Source organism: Zobellia sp. B3R18, assembly GCF_018860715.1.
GTDB classification, from domain to species: domain Bacteria; phylum Bacteroidota; class Bacteroidia; order Flavobacteriales; family Flavobacteriaceae; genus Zobellia; species Zobellia russellii.
The window spans coordinates 449619-469345 of sequence record NZ_JAHKQG010000011.1 but is presented as its reverse complement, the minus strand read 5'-3'; the positions used below and the strand labels follow the sequence as shown (position 1 = coordinate 469345).

Genomic DNA, 19727 nt, shown 5'->3' with positions numbered 1-19727 from the left:
TTTATATGTTATATTTCTCAAAATAAAAAAGATACTCTTGGGGTTCTTCTTAATTTTGTAAAAAAATTAGCGATGAACCTTCCTAATACAGGTCAGAAGAGATTAGTGATCATTGGTGGCGGTTTTGCCGGAATATCACTAGCAAAAAAACTTAGTGAAATAGACTTACAGATTGTTTTACTGGATAAGCATAACTACCATACATTTCAACCCTTATTATATCAAGTTTCAACCAGCGGTCTTGAGCCGGATTCCATTGCGTACCCTATTCGCAAAGTGCTAAAACACTTGGAGAATTTTTACTTTAGACTGGCCAATGTTGAGCGTATTGACCCCGAACAAAAACTGATTTTTACAGATACGGGAAACCTAGAATATGATTATCTGGTTCTGGCAACAGGTACAAAGACCAACTATTTTGGAAACCAGCAGATTGCCCAGTACTCCATGTCTATGAAGAGTGTGCCGCAGGCATTGGACATTAGAAGTCTAATGTTGCAGAATTTTGAAAAGGCAGATGATTCCCAAGACCCTATAGAGCGCAAAGCCTTACTTAATTTTTGCATTGTGGGAGCGGGACCAACGGGAGTTGAGCTTGCCGGGGCATTTGCAGAATTAAAGAATAATGTATTTCCAAAGGATTATAGGCACCTGAATGTAGATGAAATGGAAATCAACCTGTTCGAGGGCGGCCCTAGGGTCTTACCTCCAATGAGTGAGAACGCCTCTAAAAAGGCTACCAAATTTTTAAAGGAATTGGGTGTGCGCGTACATCTAAATGCTATTGCCAGTAATTATGATGGAGAACAGGTTACCTTAAAGGACGGAAGCACGCTACGTACTAAAAACTTTATTTGGACGGCGGGTGTAACGGGTGCTGCAATTGAGGGTTTTGCACCCCATATATTGGTAGAACGATTGAATAGGTATAAAGTAAACCGGTTTAATCAAGTAGAGGGGTATGATTCGGTTTTTGCTATTGGAGATATTGCTTATATGGAAACAGAGGCTTTTCCCAAAGGGCACCCACAAGTGGCGCAACCTGCAATCCAACAAGGGGAGCTTTTGGCCAAAAATTTGGAGAAATTGCTAGAGGGTAAGGAAATGAAACCTTTTACCTATGTAGATAAAGGAACCATGGCTACTGTAGGAAGAAATAAGGCCGTAGCCGACATCAAAAAACTAAAATTTGGAGGCTTTTTCGCATGGTTCATTTGGATGTTTGTGCACTTAATGGCGCTTGTTGGTTTTAGGAACAAGGTTATTGTATTTTTTAACTGGGCCTACAATTACATCAATTATGATAAAGCGGCAAGGCTTATTCTTAGGCGTTTTACCCCTAGATCATAGTTTAGCGGTACAGATAGCAATTAATTAAAATGCTTTAGTATCTTTGCCATGTTGTGTTGTGACCCAGAGCCTGTATAGGTTTGGGCCAATGAAAGGCTTTCCATGTTGGAAGGCTTTTTTTGTGCGCTGTTTGCAGGTGGTTTCCCTTTTAGGGTAGCGATCGGGCACATGAAACCATCGGGCTACCTTTAGGAATTAATAGGTAGACCTAATGATATTCTGACTCTAAAAGCTTAGATTTTTTGCAGTTGGCGTTCAAGAAGATTTTCTTGGTTGCGTTTAGAAGTTACTTTGTTCTGGATGGATAACCATGCTTTTTTTGCCTTTTCCGCTTTTAACTGATATTGTGTTTTTTGCATGATACGAGGTTTAAGGTTTTGGTTTTTTACTGGTTTTTTAAAACTGGTCAAAAGAGTTGAATCTTTTCAGTTTTACATCGCTCATTCTCATCAACTTAACAACACTTCAAACTTACGGCAAATAGATTTGTTTTCATCGATGAAACACGTTAATAAAACGTTTTTTCCATTTTAAGAATTTTGTCCTGTTCTAATAATTTCATCCATTTATAAAAAGGGCCAAATATGCGATATCGATAAAAAAGCCGTATTTTTAAACTAGATTTTTAAAGAAAAAACGATGCCTTTATATCATAAACTAGGAAAGTTTCCGCAAAAGCGACATACCATTTTCAAAAAAGACGATGGCACTTTGCACTACGAACAATTGTTCGGCACCATTGGTTTTGATGGCATGTCTTCTTTACTATATCATTTACATAGGCCTACCCAAGTAAAAGAAGTGGGCAAAACTTTAGATATTGCTCCAAGGGCCGCTGTAGAATACAATATAAAATCTAGGCTGCTCAAAGGGTTTCAGGTTGCTCCGGAAGATGACTATTTGCAGAGCCGTAAAACCGTTCTTTTTAACAATGATGTTCACGTAGGGCTTGCGGCACCAAGAAAATCGTTAACGGAGTACTTTTATAAGAATACAGATGCAGATGAGCTTTTGTTCGTTCATAAGGGTTCGGGAACGTTAAAGACCTTGTTAGGAGAAATTCCTTTTGAATATGGGGACTATTTGGTGATTCCCAGAGGTATGATATATCAGATTGAATTTGATACCGAAGACAACCGTTTGTTGATAACCGAAAGCTATCATCCTATTTATACGCCTAAAAGATATCGTAACTGGTTTGGACAACACTTGGAGCATTCGCCTTTTTGCGAGCGTGATTTTAAGTTGCCCCAAAATCTCCAGACTTTTGATGAAAAGGGCGAGTTTTTAATTAAAGTGAAGAAGCAAGGGCAATTGCACCATATGATTTATGCTACTCATCCCTTTGACGTTGTGGGCTGGGACGGGTATAATTTTCCGTATGGGTTCTCAATTCATAATTTTGAACCTATTACGGGTCGCGTACACCAACCGCCACCAGTACACCAGACGTTTGAGACCAGTGCCTTTGTAGTATGCTCGTTCTGTCCTAGGTTGTACGATTATCACCCGCAGTCCATTCCCGCACCGTACAATCATTCCAATATAGATTCCGATGAGGTGCTCTACTACGTAGATGGTGATTTTATGAGTAGAAAAGGTATTGATGAAGGATACATCTCCTTACACCCTGCAGGTATTCCCCATGGTCCGCATCCAGGCACCTATGAAGCCAGTATAGGAAAAAGCAAGACCGAAGAACTTGCGGTTATGATAGATACGTTTAAGCCTTTAAAATTAACGCAACAGGCCATGGATATTGATGATGGCAAGTATTATAAGAGTTGGTTGGAGTAGAGCTCACAGCGGGTCTGTTATCTTTTTGCTAAAGCCCATGCTTACGTTTTGCTTTTTGGATACTTTTGAGAAAAGAAAAAAAAGAGACAAGTGATATTAGATTTAATAAAGAATAGACGTTCTGTCTTTCCAGCACAATATAATGACAAGCCAATAGCCAAAGCCGATATTGAGAAAATATTGGAAGCGGCCAATTGGGCACCCACCCACAAGAAAACCGAACCGTGGAGGTTTCGAGTTTTACAGGGCGAGTCCCAAGAAAAATTAGGATTATTCCTTTCTCTGAAATATTTGGAGAATGAACCGAACCCAAAAGAATTCAAAGCCAAAAAACTGATTGAAAATCCTAAACGTGCCGGTGCAATTATTGCTATTTGTATGCAAAGGGACCCTGCTCAAAGTATTCCTGAATGGGAAGAAGTAGCTGCTACGGCAATGGCGGTCCAGAACATGTGGCTCTGCTGTACGGATATGGGTATAGGTTGCTATTGGAGCTCACCGGGACTCGTTAAGCACATGAACGATTTCTTTGAAATGAACCAAGGCGAAGCTTGTTTGGGTTTTTTCTATATGGGCTATACGGATGAGGCCATCCAAGAGGGGCAGCGGACCCCAATTGCGGATAAAGTAGTTTGGATGGATTAAGGCCTGTCCAAAGCCTATTCCCTGGTGTACGTATACGTGTTTCCTCCTTGTTTTAGTAGCATGGTCTTTTCTTCTGGGTTAAATTCCAGACGTACGCCTGCTTGGTGAAACTCAAAAGCATGCTCTTCTACAGCTTCCAACGGAAATGAAGGCTGACCGGTAGCTTGTGCTGTTAAGTTTCCTTCACTCTCGGTAATAGTAAGTTTTAAGTGCAGTTGTTTGCTTCCATAAATGCCTAAATATTTTTCTAAATCTTCTGCCGTAACCTCAATGGTTTTAAAATTGGGTAGGCTAAAAGACTTGTCATAATATGCCGCTAAAACTGCAATGAGAATATCATTGTTGCTATAACGAGTGCCGTTAGATGTGAGTGCCACGGAAATATGGTCCTTGGGAAATGTAGCTAGTTGAGAAGTAAAACCGTCTATACCACCATTGTGTCCAAATCCTCTTTTAGTAAAATAAGGCATTTCAAACAATCCCATGCCGTAACCATCTTCAAAAGTCTTCATTTGTTTTAGACTTTCTTTGGTAATAAGTTTTCCTTCATATAGAGCGGTGGAAAAGGTATTAAGGTCAGTAGGAGTAGAGACTATGGCCCCAGCTCCTATTGGGATGGACATATGGGTTTCAAAAGACTTGTTCCAGCGGGTGTCATAATTATATGAAAAAGCCTCATTGTTGTTGGTATCTATGGTGCTCCCCATATAGGTGTTTTTCAATTTCAGGGGCTCAGTTATTTTTGTTTTAATAAGATTAGCGTAACTGTCCTTTAGCACGTCTTCCAGAATAAAAGTCAATAGCTGATAATTGGAGTTGCTGTATTCCCCTTTACTATTAGGTTCAAAAATGCTACCCCCTTGTTCTATTAGTTCCAGTAGTTGCTGTCTTGTTTTAGGTTGCGTATTCCACAGAAGGTAATCCGGTCTGCTGGTAACATTGGCAATACCGCTTCGGTGATTAAGCAAATTACCAATAGTAATGTTAGAGGCATTTTTAATGTTAGGAAAAAAGTCGGCTATAGGTTGGTCCAGAGTTATTTTTCCTTCCTCAATGGCCATAAAAGTAAGTACGGAAGTAAACATTTTAGTAATGGAACCCACTCTGAATTTTGTGTTTACATCTACTTTCTTTTCGGTTTCCATATCGGCATAACCAATAGTCTTGGTGTAAATGGTCTTTCCTTTATGGGAAAGGGCCACACTTCCCATAAAACGGTCATGTTTTTCCAGAGCGGTAAATAGGCTGTCTAGCTTTGGGGAACTGAAATTTTGTGAAAAAAGAGAAAGACTAATGAGGGTAAAACCAAGTAAGCAGATTATCTTTTTCATGAGATGAGATGTATTAGTTAAGAAATGGAAATAATTCTAGCCGGTAGTTCCATGCTTTGGAGATAAAGAGTCCTAAATAGATTATAGCGATTAAGAACTTCATAAAAGTTCCGGTCAAAAAGCCTAAGAACGACCCAAATGCGGCTTTAGTGGCTGTTTTTCCATCGGCTTTGTTCAGTAATTCGCCAACTAAGGCACCAACAAATGGCCAAATTATAATTCCAAACGGACCTAAAATTGGAAAGAAAAGGGCAACCAAAAGACCAAGAGTGGTACCAATAACACCATATTTTGTACCCCCGAATTTCTTTGTCCCCATGGCCGGAATTACATAGTCCAAGCCAAAAACCAACAGGGCCAGAGCGGCTGTAATTCCCAAGAACAAATTGTCTTGGGGGACCGCCTGAGTAAGGTGTAATAACAATAGGCCTACCCAACTAATAGGAGGTCCGGGTAGAACCGGTAGGAAACTTCCCAGAATGCCAATGAGCATAAAGATGAAGCCTAAAATGAGTAATACAATGTCCATTTTATCAATTTTCTGTTTGACGAAGATAACCTCATTTTGTTACACCCTAAAAGGATATGAATTTAATTACTTGCTGTTTTGTTTGATATTCAGTTAGTTAGTATCCGTTGATGTGATTTTTATTTTTTAAACTAAAATATTAGTTTAAACTATATTTTTAGTTATATTTGTTTTGTAGATGAACTAAATACTTAGTTAAATGAAGCAATTAACAAAAGCAGAAGAAGAGGTGATGCAGCAGTTGTGGCAACTGGAAAAATGCAATGTTGCCGCTATTATTGAACAGTTGCCAGAACCCAAACCGGCATACAACACGGTATCCACAATTGTAAGGATTTTAGAAAGCAAAGGTTTTGTAGACCATGAAAAAGAAGGGAAGGGGTATCTGTATTTTCCCATCGTAAAGAAGTCGGATTACAGCAATCAGAGTATTAACAAGCTGGTAGACGGGTATTTTCAGGGTTCCTTTAAAAGTATGGTCTCTTTCTTTATGAAGAAGAACGATATGAGTCTCTCGGAATTGGAGTCCATTTTAAAGGATATTAAAAAACCTGACGAGACAAATAAAAAGAATAATTAAAATCTGTTTTGATGATACAGTACATCCTAGAGTGCATCGCCTTTCAATTGGTTTTTCTTGTTATTTATGATTTTTTCTTAAAACGGGAGACCTTTTTTCAATGGAACCGCTTTTATCTTTTGAGCACATTTTTGCTGTCTTTAGTGCTGCCCTTTATAAAAATAGAAGCCTTTAAAACCACAGTGGAACAGCCCTATATTGAATATGGCGAGGAATTTTGGGGGGTAAATAATGCCCTTGTAGTTGGGGTTCAGGAGCCTACGGCAATAGACATTTCATGGCAAATGGTATTATTTGTATCTGGAGCACTAGTAGCTACGTTGTTATTGGTCTATAAGCTGCGCCAGCTGTATCTTTTGAGTACAAAAGGAGACAGGATTAGTTTCAAGGAGTTTACGCAAATATTGATTCCCAATAGTAATATGGCTTTCTCCTTTTTTAAATCAATTTTTATTGGGGATAAAGTTTCAAAAACGGATTACACCAATATCATAGCCCATGAATTGGTTCATATAAAACAAGGGCACTCGTGGGATTTGCTCTTCTTTGAGCTCATGCGCATTGTTGGCTGGTTTAATCCGCTGGTCTATGTCTACCAAAATAGAATTTCGGAATTGCACGAGTTCATCGCCGATGCAAAAGTTGCGAAAAACAATAAAAACGAGCAATATCAATTGTTGCTTTCCCAAGTATTCCAAACTCAAAATATATCGTTCATCAATCATTTTTTTAAATCATCATTAATCAAAAAACGAATTGTCATGTTACAAAAATCACAATCAAAATCGGTTTTCAAATTAAAGTATTTGGCATTGTTGCCCTTGATTTTAGGGATGTTGTTTTATACTTCGTGCGAAAACGATGATGAAAACAGTCTGGAGGATAATGAAAATATAATAACCGTAAATAGCGTAGATAACCTCTCTGAAGAGGAGGAAACTAAGGTGTATGCAAGATTGAAGTCTCTAGCCGATTCCGAAGAAGCCTGGAGCTTAAAGGTAGAAGATTCTGAAAATTCATTGAAGTTCGAAAGTACAAAGGATGACGTATTTGTTTCGGGGATTAACAATGAGCCAATTCGGGCTAAAATGACTATTGATAATAATGGCTCACCAAAGTACTTTAAAAACTTTATGCCTTCTGCAGGCGAACCGTACGATTGGAAAAAGATTTATAGGGAAGAAAATCTAGTGCCTTTTACTTATGCTGACGAAGTTCCTGTTTTTCCGGGTTGTGAAAATGAAAATGATTTAAAAGCTTGCTTTCAACAAAATATCCAGAAACATATTAGTAAACATTTTAATTATCCCCAAGAAGCTCAGAAACAGGGAATTCAAGGCAGGGTAAGTATTATGTTTACTATTGATGAAGATGGTTCAATTGTAGATATTCGAAAAAGAGGTCCCCATGAATCATTAGAAGCTGAAGCAGTCCGTATTATTGAAAAATTGCCGCGTATGACACCGGGTTCTTACGAGGGTAAAACAGTCAAAGTTCCATTTTCAATTCCTATCAGTTTTAAATTAGAACAGGCAGGGTTTAGTCCGTCTAGTACTGACGATATTTATGCGCAAATGCAAAAGGAAGAAATAGCTAAATTATCCGCTGAGGCCCAAATAGCTTATGGGAATTCCGTGGCTTTTAAAGAAGTAGAAATCCCCCCTGTTTTTCCGGGTTGTGAAAATGCGGATAATATACAAGACTGTTTTCAGAAAAGTGTAAATCGGCATATTTCCAAGAATTTCAGATATCCGCAGGATGCACAAGAAAGAGGGATTCAAGGCAGGGTTCTGGTAATTTTTTTAATGGATACCTCAGGAAACATTACTCATATTTCTACAAGAGGCCCGGATAAATCTTTAGAAGAGGAAGCGGAACGTATTATTTCTAAATTACCTAAAATGTCCCCGGGTAAACATAACGGTAAAAATGTAAATGTACCATATTCAGTTCCTATCACTTTTAAACTTAGATAAACTTGAGAGTCATAGTTAGTATCTTTTTGTTAGTTTTCTGTGTTACATCAGAAGCCCAAATAGCAACAGCCTCCGTAGCAGATAGTCTCTTCGCTACAGGTAACTACATAAAGGCGATTAACCATTATGCCGAAGATGGTTCCATTACTTCTACTTTACAGATTGCTAGGGCCTATAACGCTATTGGCAATTATGAAAAAGCAATTTCGCAGTATCAGAATGTGCTGTCTCAAGATGCAACGCTTCAAATTGCAAAATTTGAACTGGGAAAGCTGTATCTGAAAACAAAAGACTTTACGAATGCGGAGGCGCTATTCTTAGAACTGACGTATGCTGCAAGTAACAACCCCGAGTATCATTTTTATTTGGGAGAGACTTTTCGTGAAGAAAAAAAGACGGAGCGTGGTCTGGCGTCTTACAAAAATGCAGTGGTAATTGATAGTACACATTTAAGAAGTCTATTTCAATTAGGGAAATATTATGTGGGCCAGAGAGAAAAAGATTCGGCCTTAACATTTATTGATAAGGGACTTCATTTCTATGAAAATGATGTGGTGATGCTCAACTTAAAAGCATTGGCGTATTATAACAATGATGAATACACTAAAGCGCGTCCGTATTTTGAAAAGTTAATAGCATTGGGCGAGCATAAGGAATATATCTACGAGAAATTGGCCTACTGTTATTTTAAAGAATGGGAGTTTGAACCGGCAAAGATAAATTATAGAAAGGTGCTGGAGTTGAATGATGAAAATGCCGATGCCTATTTCAATTTGGGTCAGGTGTTTTGGAAAGATCGGCAAATAGATAGCGCTCAATACTATATTGAAGAATCCATTACGGTTCAAAAGCCCTTTTTGTTAAGAGAATATGTAGCTTTAGCGGGAATCGCAAGGAATAATGACGATATGAAAACAGCTTTGAAATACTACAAACTGGCACATCAAGAAGATCCTGAGGATGCACTGGTCTATCACAATGTTTGTACAGTGGCGGATCAGTATTATAAAGACCCTAAAATCAAATTAACGTATTATGAAAAATTTGACGAGAGATTTGGTGATAAAAACGACTATATGTCCAAAATGGTAAACAAGCGTATTTCTGAATTAAAAGAGGAAATCCATTATGATGTAAAATAACCACTATCGTTTTTCAATTCCATTTTTTAATTGAAAACTGCCATTTTGGAGTATTTTCCTTGCGGGAATAGCGATTCATAGCACAAACCTCCACAAAAAATCGTAATTTCCGCCTAGAATTTAGGGCAATGCGAAACCTCACAATTTTATGTTTTTTGTTCTTACTTACCGCATGCAATTGGTCGGTGTCAAAGGAAGAGAAAACCCAAGAATTGGTCAATAAAGAGATATTGAGCATAGATTGGGAAGATGTGGACCAATACCCTCTTTTTGCCGATTGTGATGAAATTGCTTCTAAACAAGAGCAAAAGCAATGCTTTATGGCAACGCTTTTGGAACATTTTTCCAAAACGCTAGAAGAATCGGACTTTGTGGTTGAAGAAGCCGTAAAAGACACTATTTTTGTAGACTTTTTAATGGAGGCTTCAGGGGCCATATCCCTTTTACATATTGATAAAGGTAATATAACCGAAGACCAGCTTCCAGGTTTTGATCAACAAATAGGAAAAAGCCTGAACAGTTTGCCCAAAATTGAACCCGCACTTAAAAGAGGTATTCCGGTTAGGGCAAAATTTAGAATTCCCATAGTACTTCAATAAATTAAAATATTTGGCAACAGAAAAAATTATACTCGGTATTGACCCAGGTACTACCATTATGGGCTTTGGTCTTATAAAAGTGGTAGGAAAAAAAATGGAGTTCATCCAAATGAACGAATTGATGCTCAAAAAGTATGACGATCACTACACCAAACTTAAACTCATTTTTGAGCGTACCATAGAACTGATAGACACCTATCACCCGGACGAAATTGCCATTGAAGCTCCTTTCTTTGGGAAAAACGTACAATCTATGCTTAAGCTAGGTCGTGCGCAAGGTGTGGCTATGGCTGCCGGACTTTCACGCGAAATTCCCATTACCGAATATTTGCCAAAAAAAATAAAAATGGCGATTACCGGAAACGGAAACGCCAGTAAAGAACAAGTTGCTAAAATGCTGCAAAGTGTATTAAAGCTAAAAACCTTACCTAAGAATCTTGATAGTACGGATGGTCTTGCTGCAGCAGTTTGCCATTTCTATAACGAAGGGAGGGTAGAAGTTGGTAAAAGTTACACTGGGTGGGACGCTTTTGTAAAGCAGAATGCGAAAAGGGTGAAGAAGTAAGGTAGGGATTAGTATTAGTACTGAGTATTGAGTAAAGAGTATTGAGTAATGAGATTCCAATGATGAAATATATAAATAGGAGGAAGTTAGAAGTAGAGGTAAAGGATAATTAAACGAAAAAAAACTTGTGTAAAGCATTTCCTGATGGACGTTTTTTAACTTCTACTAACTACTAACTACTAACTACTAACTACTAACTACTAACTACTAACTACTAACAACCAACAACCAACAACCAACAACTCAATACTAACTACTAAAATCTCAATACTATTTAACCCATGGGCGGCATCTACATTCATATTCCTTTTTGCAAACAGGCTTGTCATTATTGCGACTTCCATTTTTCTACTTCTATGGGGAAGAAAGAAGCTATGGTCCAGGCATTGCAGAAAGAGCTTTTCTTGAGAAAGGATGAGTTTATGGATGAAGTGGTAGAAACCATCTATTTTGGGGGAGGAACACCTAGTGTATTGAAAACTGAAGAAATCCAGTCGATAATTGATTCGGTTTATGAGCACTATACGGTTTCGGAGCATCCGGAAATTACCTTAGAAGCCAACCCGGATGATTTATCCACGGAGAAAATAATATCTCTTTCCAAGAGTCCTATCAATCGTTTAAGTATAGGGATTCAATCTTTCTTTGAGGCGGATTTAAAGTTGATGAACCGGGCGCACAACGCCAGCGAAGCCGAAAATTGTATAAGGGAAGCCATCACATATTTTGATAATATTTCTATCGATTTAATTTACGGCATTCCGGATATGACCAACGAACGGTGGAGGGAAAACATAGAAAAAGCTCTTTCCTTTGGAGTTCCACATATCTCCAGCTATGCCCTCACTGTTGAGCCACAAACTGCCCTTGCCAACTTTATTAAAAAGGGCTTGGTAAAGAATGTTGATGATGAGGTGGCACAGGCGCATTTTCATATTTTGTCCGAAACTTTGGAAGCCGCCGGTTTTGAAAACTACGAGATATCCAATTTTGGGAAGCCCGGATATTTTTCGCGGAACAATACAGCATACTGGCAACAGAAGAAGTACTTGGGCATTGGCCCGTCTGCCCATTCCTATGATGGGGTTAGTAGGGGCTGGAACATCAATAACAACCCAAGATATTTGAAGTCCATTGAAAAAGGGGAGCTCCCTATGGAAACCGAAACATTATCAGTGACCGATACCTATAATGAATATGTAATGACAGGCTTGCGAACCATTTGGGGTGTATCGCTTTCTAGAATTGCATCTGATTTTGGTGAAAAATATCGTGAGTACGCTTTAATGCAGGCCGAAAAACATCTTAAGGATAACTTACTTCATATTAATGGAGACACACTACTGACCACTAAAAAAGGTCGTTTTTTGGCAGATGGTCTCGCATCCGACCTTTTTATGGTAAATTTGGGGTAAATATGAAAGTGAAAATGAGTGCTGTTGTACAGTACGGAAAAGGATAACCGCTTTTAAGTTTTTTAAAGCAAGGATTATCCTAAAAACAGAATATTTTTTATGATTGCTACTATAAAACATAGAACAAGAAACTACCCTATAGACCTTACTAAACCCTTGGATATTTCAATAGCTATAAAGGGTGGCGAGCAAAATGTAAGTGCATGGTATGTGGCCCCGCCAACAATTGAGCCGCACGAGGAAAAAGGGTATGTTGGTAAAGTGTCCGAAGGGGCTTCCATCAATTTTAATGATATTTCATTCAACCCGCATGCCCACGGCACACACACGGAATGTGTAGGTCATATTACCGAAGATTTTCATTCTATCAATAAAAACTTAAAACAATTTTTCTTTCTGGCGGAAGTCATTACCATTGCTCCGGAAATGGTAGATAACGACTTTGTGGTTTCAAAAAAGCAGCTTAAATATGCTTTGGGGAACAAAAAGAGAGAGGCCGTGGTTATACGTACCCTGCCTAATATGAAACAGAAAAAGTCCCGCCAATATTCACATTCAAACCCTCCTTACCTCACAGAAGAGGCTGCCGAGTTTCTTGTAGAAAAAGGTGTGGAGCATTTGTTGGTAGACTTACCTTCCGTAGATAAAGAAAAGGATGATGGAGCACTGGTAGCCCATAAAGCTTTCTGGAATTTTGGAGGGAAACTTAGAAAAAAAGCCACTATAACGGAGTTTATTTATGTTTCCAATTCTATTGAAGATGGCACGTATCTGTTAAATATTCAGGTGGCTCCTTTTGAAAATGATGCCAGCCCCAGTAGACCTGTACTTTATAGAATTATACAAAAATGACCAAGTGGCTAAAGGTAGAGGAGTTGGGTATGTTCTTGTTTGGGATATACATGTTCAGTCTTTTGCCATATGCCTGGTGGTGGTTTGTAGTGTTGCTGTTAACTCCTGATTTTAGCATGTTGGGCTATCTTTTGGGGAATAAATGGGGTGCCGTTTTCTATAATATTTTTCATCACAAAGGAATTGCTCTTGCCATCTATATAATTGGGGTGTATCTTTCGGCACCCGTATTGCATTTGGTAGGGATTATCTTATTTTCGCATGCGGCAATGGACCGTGTTTTTGGCTATGGTCTGAAATATGATAAAGGTTTTAAGTTTACCCACTTGGGGGAAATAGGAAAATAAGAATGGATAATATTTTCGATACTTTTTTAGGTCTTATTCTAGGTGCTATCCTAATGTATTGGGTGTATTCTTATTTTAGGAAGCAAAAAAGTAAAGAACTTACCAAGCACCAATCCACAGTATTGGTAGAGAAAATACAGAGCGTTTGTAAGTTGGTTTCGGTAGAAGGCGATTTTGCAGAAATCTACAGGTACGAGAATATAAAGGAACGCTTTATGAGTTTGGTAAGCAGCAAGAAAAAAGCGCTGCTGGTCATCAATGCCAAGGCCCACATTGGTTATGATTTAAAAAAAGTAAGGATAAAGGCCGATAACGAAAATAAAAAAATTATCCTGACCCATTTTCCGGAACCAGAGATTCTATCCATAGAGCCGGATATTCAGTTTTATGATATTCAGAGTGGTATGTTCAATTTCTTTTCTTCGGATGATTTAACCCTATTGAACAAAGAGGCCAAACAGCACATAAGGGAAAAGATTCCGCAGAGTGGACTGATGCAAACCGCCAGGAAAGAGGCTATTCAAGCTGTTTTATTAATTGAAAAGATAGTAGAGACCATTGGTTGGAAACTAGATTACACAGCTTTGGAGATTACGGAAAAACAAAAACAAATGCTCGAAGATTAATTTACATATTTTAAAAACAACAGACATGAGAACACTTACTATTTCAATATTATTTTTAACACTTGCCATTACCGCTAATGGCCAAACAAAGAATGACATGAGAGAATTTGACCCTAATTTTGCCCATACCGTATACTTTTGGTTTAAAAATCCGGATAGCAAAGAAGACCGAGCTACATTTGAGAAGTCGCTTCAGAAATTTTTGGATAATTCGGCCTATGCCAAAACCAGTTTTATAGGCGTTCCGCCAAAGGCTAGTAGAGATGTGGTAGATGGTTCGTTTACCTACTCGTTAATTGTAACTTTTGAATCTGCTGAAGCGCAGCAGAACTATCAGGACGAAGCTCCTCATAAGGTATTTATAGAGGAATCTAGCGCATTATGGGAAAAGGTAATCGTTTACGATTCTAAGGGAATACAGTAAGTTTTATGGTCGTTTATAAGTATGCCACGCTGGAAGATGCGTTGGCAATAGCCCAGTTACATACTAAAAGTTGGCAAGAGAATTACCGAGGAGTCTTTAGCGATAATTACTTAGATGAATTGGCTCTTGCCGATCGCCAAAAAGTATGGCGGGATAGACTTGGTAACCCAAGTTTGGACCAAAAGGTAATCTTGGCGGAGAAAGACGGAGTTATGCTTGGTTTTGCGTGCGTATTTTTGAATCAAGACAACACCTATGGTGCCCTATTGGATAATTTGCATGTTTCAGCAGAGACCCAAGGCCTTGGTGTTGGAAGACATTTAATGGCGCGCGTTGCAGATGAGGTAGAAAAAAGTACTTCTGATAAGGGCATGTACTTGTGGGTGCTTGAGGGTAATAAATCGGCACAAGGGTTTTACGACTCTCGCGGAGGAAAACGATTAGAGACCGTAGAAGGGAACGATATTGGGGATACGCCTATCATGAAAGTAAGATACCATTGGTCATCCTTGGAAAAACTGAAAGTACCCCAACAGTAAAGGGCCTTAAGAAATGATGAACGTTGAAGTATTTCGGGAGTATTGCATTGCCAAGAAAGGAGTAACAGAGGAATTTCCTTTTGACGAGAAGACCTTGGTATTTAAGGTTATGGGTAAAATGTTCGCTCTTTGTGCTCTGGAAAGGCTTCCACCTCAGGTGAATCTAAAGTGTGATCCAGATAGGGCAATAACGCTTCGGGAAGAGTTTGATGGTCATATCATACCCGGCTACCACATGAGCAAAGTTCATTGGAATACGCTTTTGTTGGATAACCTACCTCCAAAACTAATCACGGAATTGGTAGACCATTCCTATGATTTGGTTATTTTCAAATTTACCAAAAAGCTCAAGGCGGAGTATGATGCTCTTTCTTAGAAAACGTCATCACTTATTTAAAAAATCCGTGTAGGATATATGCAGCAACTAGAATCTTTTTATAACGGTGAAATTGAAAAATATACCAAAGAGTTAGCGCAAATAAAGAAGCTATTATTTGCTTCGAGCATGCTGCGTTTGGCCATATTTTGTATGGCCGGTTTTGGCGTTTATCTAACTTTAGGAGATGCCAAATGGGTTATGGCCGTAGTGTTGGTAACCATTGTATTTTTTCTTTTTTTGGTAACCAGACATGCTGGACTTCAGTACAAACGAGATAGGCTGTTGGCGCTGCTGGATATTAACCGGACCGAATTAAAAGTATTGTACCGTGATTTTCATGACCTGCCCGAAGGCGATGAGTTTAAGGATCCACTTCATTATTTCAGTCAGGATATAGATCTGTTCGGTAGGGGTTCATTTTTTCAGTATGCCAACCGTACCGCCTTAAAACAAGGGGCGGAAACCTTTGCTGCTCTTTTTAAGGAAAACGAGATAGACGGAATTCCTAAGAAACAGGAAGCTATACAAGAACTCGCCAAAATGCCGGAATGGCGACAAAATTTTTCGGCAACGGCTTCTTTGGCCAAAACCGAGGGTAAAACGGATGCTATTGTAAAATGGTTGGCGGGCTACGAAGCTTTTATCCCTAAAATAATGGGATATCTGCCAATGGTGTTTTCTGTAGTTTCCGTGTTGTTGTTCGCGCTTTATTTTTTTGATTTTGCTCCGGAATCGGTTTTAATACTCTGGCTTGTCCTAGGTATGGGCATCACGGGAATCTATACTAAAAAAATCACCAAGCTTGGAGGAGATGCTTCCCAGGTACAGAGCAGTTTTCAACAGTACAACAAATTACTAACGTTGATCGAGGATACGGAATTTACTTCCGATTATCTAAAGCAGTTGAAGGGTAACGTGCTTCGGGATAAAGAAAAGACTTCTTTGATCATAGCACAGTTTTCCAAACAGCTCAATAGTCTGGACAAGAACAATAACATTATTTACCTCTTCTTTGGGAACGGTTTTTTTCTTCGCACCTTGACACATTGCTATGAGATTGAAAAATGGATCGGAAAGCATGGTGCTTTTGTAGAAAAATGGTTTGATACTATCGCAATTTTTGACGCGTATAACAGTCTGGGCAATTTTGGGTTCAATCATCCGCAGTACAATTATCCTACCGTTACTAAGGATGGAGTGGTTCTAAAGTCCACCGGGGCAGGGCATCCATTGCTTAATCCGGAAAAGAGCGTCCTAAATGACTTTCAAATAGATCGGGAACAGTTCTTTATCGTTACCGGAGCTAACATGGCCGGAAAAAGTACTTTTTTACGTACCGTTTCATTACAGATTGTAATGGCCAATGTAGGGCTTCCGCTTTGTGCTAAAGAGGTGGTATATTCTCCCATAAAATTGATTACCAGCATGCGTACTACGGATTCGTTAACGGATGACGAGTCTTACTTCTTTTCGGAATTAAAACGATTGAAATTCATTGTAGACGAAATTCAGGAGGATCGTTATTTTATTGTCTTGGATGAAATTTTGAAAGGAACCAATAGTACGGATAAGGCCGAGGGTAGCCGGAAATTCGTGGAGCGTTTGGTAGCTTCAAAGTCCACCGGAATTATTGCCACGCATGATTTAAGCCTTTGCGAGGTGGCCGATACATTGCCTCAGGTTGAGAACCATTATTTTGACGCTGAAATCATTAATGATGAACTTCATTTTGATTATAAGTTTAAGGACGGAATTTGCCAGAATATGAATGCTTCGTTCTTGTTGAAGAAAATGGAAATTGTAGAATAGCTAGTCAACTAACAATCAAAAATGGATTCGTTAACCCAGATAGTTTTAGGAGCCGCCGTAGGTGAAGCCGTTTTAGGTAAAAAGGTTGGGAACAAGGCTATGCTCTATGGGGCTATTGCAGGTACTATTCCAGATTTGGACGTCACGGCACGTTTTCTTTTTGATACGGTTACCGCAACCGAAATCCATAGGGGTTTTAGCCATTCCATTTTCTTTTCCTTACTGTTTGCGCCCCTATTTGGATGGCTTATCACCAAGATAGAAAAGAAAAGCGAAGCTACTTTTAAAGATTGGTCTTGGTTAATGTTTTGGGGTATGTTTACACACCCTATATTGGACACCTTTACCACGTGGGGCACCCAGTTGTTCTGGCCCTTTAAAATCCGATTGGCATTTCAGAATATTTTTGTCATAGACCCATTGTACACGGTTCCGTTTATCATTTTCTTGATAATGGCCATGCGGCAAAAAAGAACATCGCCCAAACGAAAAAAGTACAATAGGTTGGGGTTAACGGTAAGTACAGCCTATCTGTTGACCACCTTAATTTTAAAGTGGGTTGCCTATAAAGAGTTTCTTTATAATTTAGAAATACAAAGCATATCTTATGAAGCCATAGATACCCGGCCTATGCCGTTCAATTCTCTTTTGTGGACCGCCAATGTAGACGCTGGTGATTCCTACTTGATAGGGTATTATTCTTTTTTTGATACCCAAGAAATTAAATTCACCTCTTATCCCAAGAACCATGAACTTCTTGGAGACTTAAAATCCAATGATAAAGTAGAACGACTTATTGCTATAACCAATGGTTGGTATACGATAACCGAGAAGGCCGGTAAATTATATTTTAATGACCTAAGGTTTGGACTTATTAGTATAGACCCTAAAGAGTCTAAGTTTGCTTTCAGCTACGAACTTAAAAGAGGTAGTGATGGGTTAACTGTTCAAGAAATGCCTAAGTACCGCGCAGATGCCAAACGACTGTTAAGTGCGCTTTGGGAACGTATATGGGGCAACTAGTTTCTTAGGGTCCTGTTCCTGAGTGTAGATACATTGTTTAAACTGTTCATTTGCTGCGGAAATGCTATCATTTGGCGCTTTTTTGTAATCGTTAACATCTTTTTTTTAGGGAGTAACGTATTTTTTTGACGGTTTCACAACAAACAAGAAAATTGAGGTAGTATAATTCTTACCTTTAGTTTATCTTGAAAAAATGACGGATTGAAGAGCTTAAAAGAGAGATAGGTTTTATGGAGGATTTTGCGGGATATAGGGATGAAAGACCAAGTTTAAACTACGTGGAAAACCTCGTAGGTGCCCGCGATGTTGAATTTGAACGTAAATTTGTTACCCTTCTAAAATCCGAATTTTCATGGGACCTTGGTAAATATCTTTACCACATAAAATTAGATGAACCCAGGGCCGCTGCAGAAATAGTACACAAATTAAAATATAAGATAAGCGTGCTGGGCATGGAAAAGACCTTTGCCTTTGCAGAAGAGCATAAGGAAAGGTTGCATGCGGGAGACGCAGCTTTGGATGAGGACTTTAAAAAAGTACTCAAAAAAATAAACGTCTTTTTAGAACTGCTGGATTACTAACCTATAATTGCTTCACCTGAAGGTCTCTAAAGGCATCTGCCTGTAATTTTAAAAGTTCCTCGGCTTTTTTCTTTTTGTACGCGTAAACTTCCTCTTCCCGTTTTATCTCATTGTAGATTTTCTCGTTCAGAGCCGTGTCCGCTAAAAGTATTTGTTCTCGTTGTTGTATTTTTTGACGTGCCCATGTATGAAGCATACTTTCTTCTTCCTCCAATTTTACATCGTAAGTTCCTTTTGGGGATAACAGTTTGGCAATAATAGGGGAGGTTTCAATAGCAAGAAATAGTAAAAATATAAAGAAAGAGGGCCGCCACGGCAGCTCATTAAGAGCATTGATCCGGGCCATGAGGCCATCAAAACCATCTATTACAGGTTGGGAATTTTTAACCACATCTGCATATTCTGCATTTAAAGCTGAAATTTCGTTTTCTATTCCCGTTATCTTTTGGGCATTGGTTTCTTTTAGAACATTCAACTCCGCCAAAGCGGCATCGTGTTTTTCACGTTTCTCTTCATAAACTGGGCCTTTACCCAGTTTTAATGTTCCTGAAGTCCCTTCTGCTTCGGTTATATAGGTGTTGTACAAAGCATCCGTTTCAGCTGTTTTGGTAAAAATTTCGTCCTTTAATTGAGTAATATCGGCATTTAGTTTTTCAATGGTTGGGGTGTACTGTAAGGCTAGCTGATTTTTATTGGCCAGTGTCATCTCATTTTTTTGTTCCAACAACACTTGATTGATTTCCTTTTCAAAAATTTTCATTTCCAACGGCTTTGAAATAACTACGGCAATGATTATTGCCAGTAGCAGACGTGGTGCTGCTTGCAAAAGTTCGTTGCCAAAACTGTCCCGTTTTTTAATGGTGGAGACAATAAAGCAATCTAGATTAAAAATCAAGAGTCCCCAAATGAGACCAAAGAAAACAGCCGTGTATACATTGTCAAAAACAGTATAGAGAGCATAACTACTGGCAATAAAAGCCATGAGTGCAGTAAAGAATACAGTAGCGCCAATACCGGCATATTTGTTCTGTTCGCCTTTAGAACAGGTTTTTAGAATGGAGGTGTCCGCCCCCGAGCAGAGGATAAAAAATTGCTGTACCATGATGTCCGATTTTTTTTGATGATACCCATTGCTGGGCAGATTGATGATGAATTAGACGTAAGTTACGTTTTTTGTTACAAAAAAAGCCTTCTGTTTAGAAGGCTTTAAGACACAAA

General features: G+C 38.8%; 22 protein-coding genes. 18 read left to right on the top strand and 4 right to left on the bottom strand.

What is annotated here, in order from left to right; genetic code table 11:
- Positions 1 to 72: 72 nt before the first annotated feature.
- Complete coding sequence (locus KO513_RS08505; RefSeq protein ID WP_215913034.1) at positions 73 to 1350, top strand: NAD(P)/FAD-dependent oxidoreductase; 1278 nt, start codon at positions 73 to 75, stop codon at positions 1348 to 1350.
- Positions 1351 to 1583: 233 nt separating this feature from the next.
- Here the strand turns inward: KO513_RS08505 and KO513_RS19720 are convergent, their stop codons facing one another.
- Positions 1584 to 1709: a hypothetical protein gene (locus tag KO513_RS19720; protein ID WP_256439076.1), complete on the bottom strand. Its 126-nt coding sequence runs from the start codon at positions 1707 to 1709 to the stop codon at positions 1584 to 1586.
- Between the two features lie 280 nt (positions 1710 to 1989).
- Here KO513_RS19720 and KO513_RS08500 point away from each other — a divergent pair, with 280 nt between their 5' ends.
- Both KO513_RS08500 and KO513_RS08495 read left to right on the top strand, forming a co-directional pair.
- A complete protein-coding gene (locus tag KO513_RS08500) occupies positions 1990 to 3147 on the top strand; it encodes a homogentisate 1,2-dioxygenase (protein WP_215438593.1) in 1158 nt (385 codons plus the stop codon).
- Positions 3148 to 3237: 90 nt separating this feature from the next.
- Entirely contained in the window at positions 3238 to 3792 is a 555-nt protein-coding gene (locus tag KO513_RS08495) for a nitroreductase family protein (protein WP_215438592.1), read from the top strand.
- A gap of 14 nt (positions 3793 to 3806) precedes the next feature.
- On the opposite strand, the gene KO513_RS08490 is transcribed toward KO513_RS08495, so the two are convergent.
- Together KO513_RS08490 and KO513_RS08485 are read right to left on the bottom strand one after the other, a co-directional pair.
- Positions 3807 to 5123: a serine hydrolase domain-containing protein gene (locus KO513_RS08490; protein ID WP_215913033.1), complete on the bottom strand. Its 1317-nt coding sequence runs from the start codon at positions 5121 to 5123 to the stop codon at positions 3807 to 3809.
- Positions 5124 to 5136: 13 nt separating this feature from the next.
- Positions 5137 to 5652 carry a DUF456 domain-containing protein gene (locus KO513_RS08485; protein ID WP_215913032.1) on the bottom strand — a complete coding sequence of 172 codons (516 nt, stop codon included), beginning with the start codon at positions 5650 to 5652 and terminating at the stop codon, positions 5137 to 5139.
- A 199-nt stretch (positions 5653 to 5851) separates the two neighbouring features.
- On the opposite strand from KO513_RS08485, the gene KO513_RS08480 reads away from it, so the two are divergent.
- The 15 genes from KO513_RS08480 to KO513_RS08410 all read left to right on the top strand — a co-directional run bounded on the left by KO513_RS08480 (position 5852) and on the right by KO513_RS08410 (position 18509).
- Entirely contained in the window at positions 5852 to 6232 is a 381-nt protein-coding gene (locus KO513_RS08480) for a BlaI/MecI/CopY family transcriptional regulator (RefSeq protein ID WP_155598441.1), read from the top strand.
- Between the two features lie 11 nt (positions 6233 to 6243).
- Positions 6244 to 8208, top strand: coding sequence for a M56 family metallopeptidase (locus KO513_RS08475; protein ID WP_252735717.1), 1965 nt, complete (start codon positions 6244 to 6246; stop codon positions 8206 to 8208).
- Between the two features lie 2 nt (positions 8209 to 8210).
- On the top strand, positions 8211 to 9350 hold the full coding sequence (locus KO513_RS08470) for a tetratricopeptide repeat protein (protein WP_215913031.1): 1140 nt from the start codon (positions 8211 to 8213) through the stop codon (positions 9348 to 9350).
- Between the two features lie 128 nt (positions 9351 to 9478).
- Positions 9479 to 9949 (top strand): hypothetical protein, encoded by a 471-nt coding sequence (locus KO513_RS08465; protein ID WP_215913030.1) that lies wholly within the window; start codon positions 9479 to 9481, stop codon positions 9947 to 9949.
- A gap of 10 nt (positions 9950 to 9959) precedes the next feature.
- Entirely contained in the window at positions 9960 to 10514 is a 555-nt protein-coding gene (gene ruvC / locus KO513_RS08460) for a crossover junction endodeoxyribonuclease RuvC (protein WP_215913029.1), read from the top strand.
- A gap of 281 nt (positions 10515 to 10795) precedes the next feature.
- Complete coding sequence (gene hemW, locus KO513_RS08455; protein WP_215913028.1) at positions 10796 to 11929, top strand: radical SAM family heme chaperone HemW; 1134 nt, start codon at positions 10796 to 10798, stop codon at positions 11927 to 11929.
- A 99-nt stretch (positions 11930 to 12028) separates the two neighbouring features.
- Positions 12029 to 12781, top strand: coding sequence for a cyclase family protein (locus tag KO513_RS08450; RefSeq protein ID WP_215913027.1), 753 nt, complete (start codon positions 12029 to 12031; stop codon positions 12779 to 12781).
- Positions 12778 to 13128: a DUF4260 domain-containing protein gene (locus KO513_RS08445; RefSeq protein ID WP_215913026.1), complete on the top strand. Its 351-nt coding sequence runs from the start codon at positions 12778 to 12780 to the stop codon at positions 13126 to 13128. The genes KO513_RS08450 and KO513_RS08445 overlap by 4 nt, the downstream gene beginning before the upstream one ends.
- A gap of 2 nt (positions 13129 to 13130) precedes the next feature.
- Positions 13131 to 13754 carry a DUF4230 domain-containing protein gene (locus tag KO513_RS08440; protein WP_215913025.1) on the top strand — a complete coding sequence of 208 codons (624 nt, stop codon included), beginning with the start codon at positions 13131 to 13133 and terminating at the stop codon, positions 13752 to 13754.
- A 25-nt stretch (positions 13755 to 13779) separates the two neighbouring features.
- Positions 13780 to 14178, top strand: a complete 399-nt coding sequence (locus KO513_RS08435; protein WP_215438580.1) for a Dabb family protein — start codon at positions 13780 to 13782, stop codon at positions 14176 to 14178.
- 5 nt (positions 14179 to 14183) lie between these two features.
- Complete coding sequence (locus KO513_RS08430) at positions 14184 to 14717, top strand: GNAT family N-acetyltransferase (RefSeq protein ID WP_215913024.1); 534 nt, start codon at positions 14184 to 14186, stop codon at positions 14715 to 14717.
- Between the two features lie 16 nt (positions 14718 to 14733).
- The gene (locus tag KO513_RS08425; protein WP_215913993.1) at positions 14734 to 15093 is read left to right on the top strand and encodes an MmcQ/YjbR family DNA-binding protein; all 360 of its coding nucleotides are present in this window, start codon (positions 14734 to 14736) and stop codon (positions 15091 to 15093) included.
- Between the two features lie 39 nt (positions 15094 to 15132).
- Complete coding sequence (locus KO513_RS08420) at positions 15133 to 16905, top strand: MutS-related protein (RefSeq protein WP_215913023.1); 1773 nt, start codon at positions 15133 to 15135, stop codon at positions 16903 to 16905.
- A gap of 21 nt (positions 16906 to 16926) precedes the next feature.
- Complete coding sequence (locus tag KO513_RS08415) at positions 16927 to 17928, top strand: metal-dependent hydrolase (RefSeq protein ID WP_215913022.1); 1002 nt, start codon at positions 16927 to 16929, stop codon at positions 17926 to 17928.
- A gap of 230 nt (positions 17929 to 18158) precedes the next feature.
- Positions 18159 to 18509: an Hpt domain-containing protein gene (locus KO513_RS08410; RefSeq protein WP_215913021.1), complete on the top strand. Its 351-nt coding sequence runs from the start codon at positions 18159 to 18161 to the stop codon at positions 18507 to 18509.
- 1 nt (position 18510) lies between these two features.
- Here the strand turns inward: KO513_RS08410 and KO513_RS08405 are convergent, their stop codons facing one another.
- Positions 18511 to 19611: a DUF4407 domain-containing protein gene (locus KO513_RS08405; protein WP_215913020.1), complete on the bottom strand. Its 1101-nt coding sequence runs from the start codon at positions 19609 to 19611 to the stop codon at positions 18511 to 18513.
- Positions 19612 to 19727: the final 116 nt, after the last annotated feature.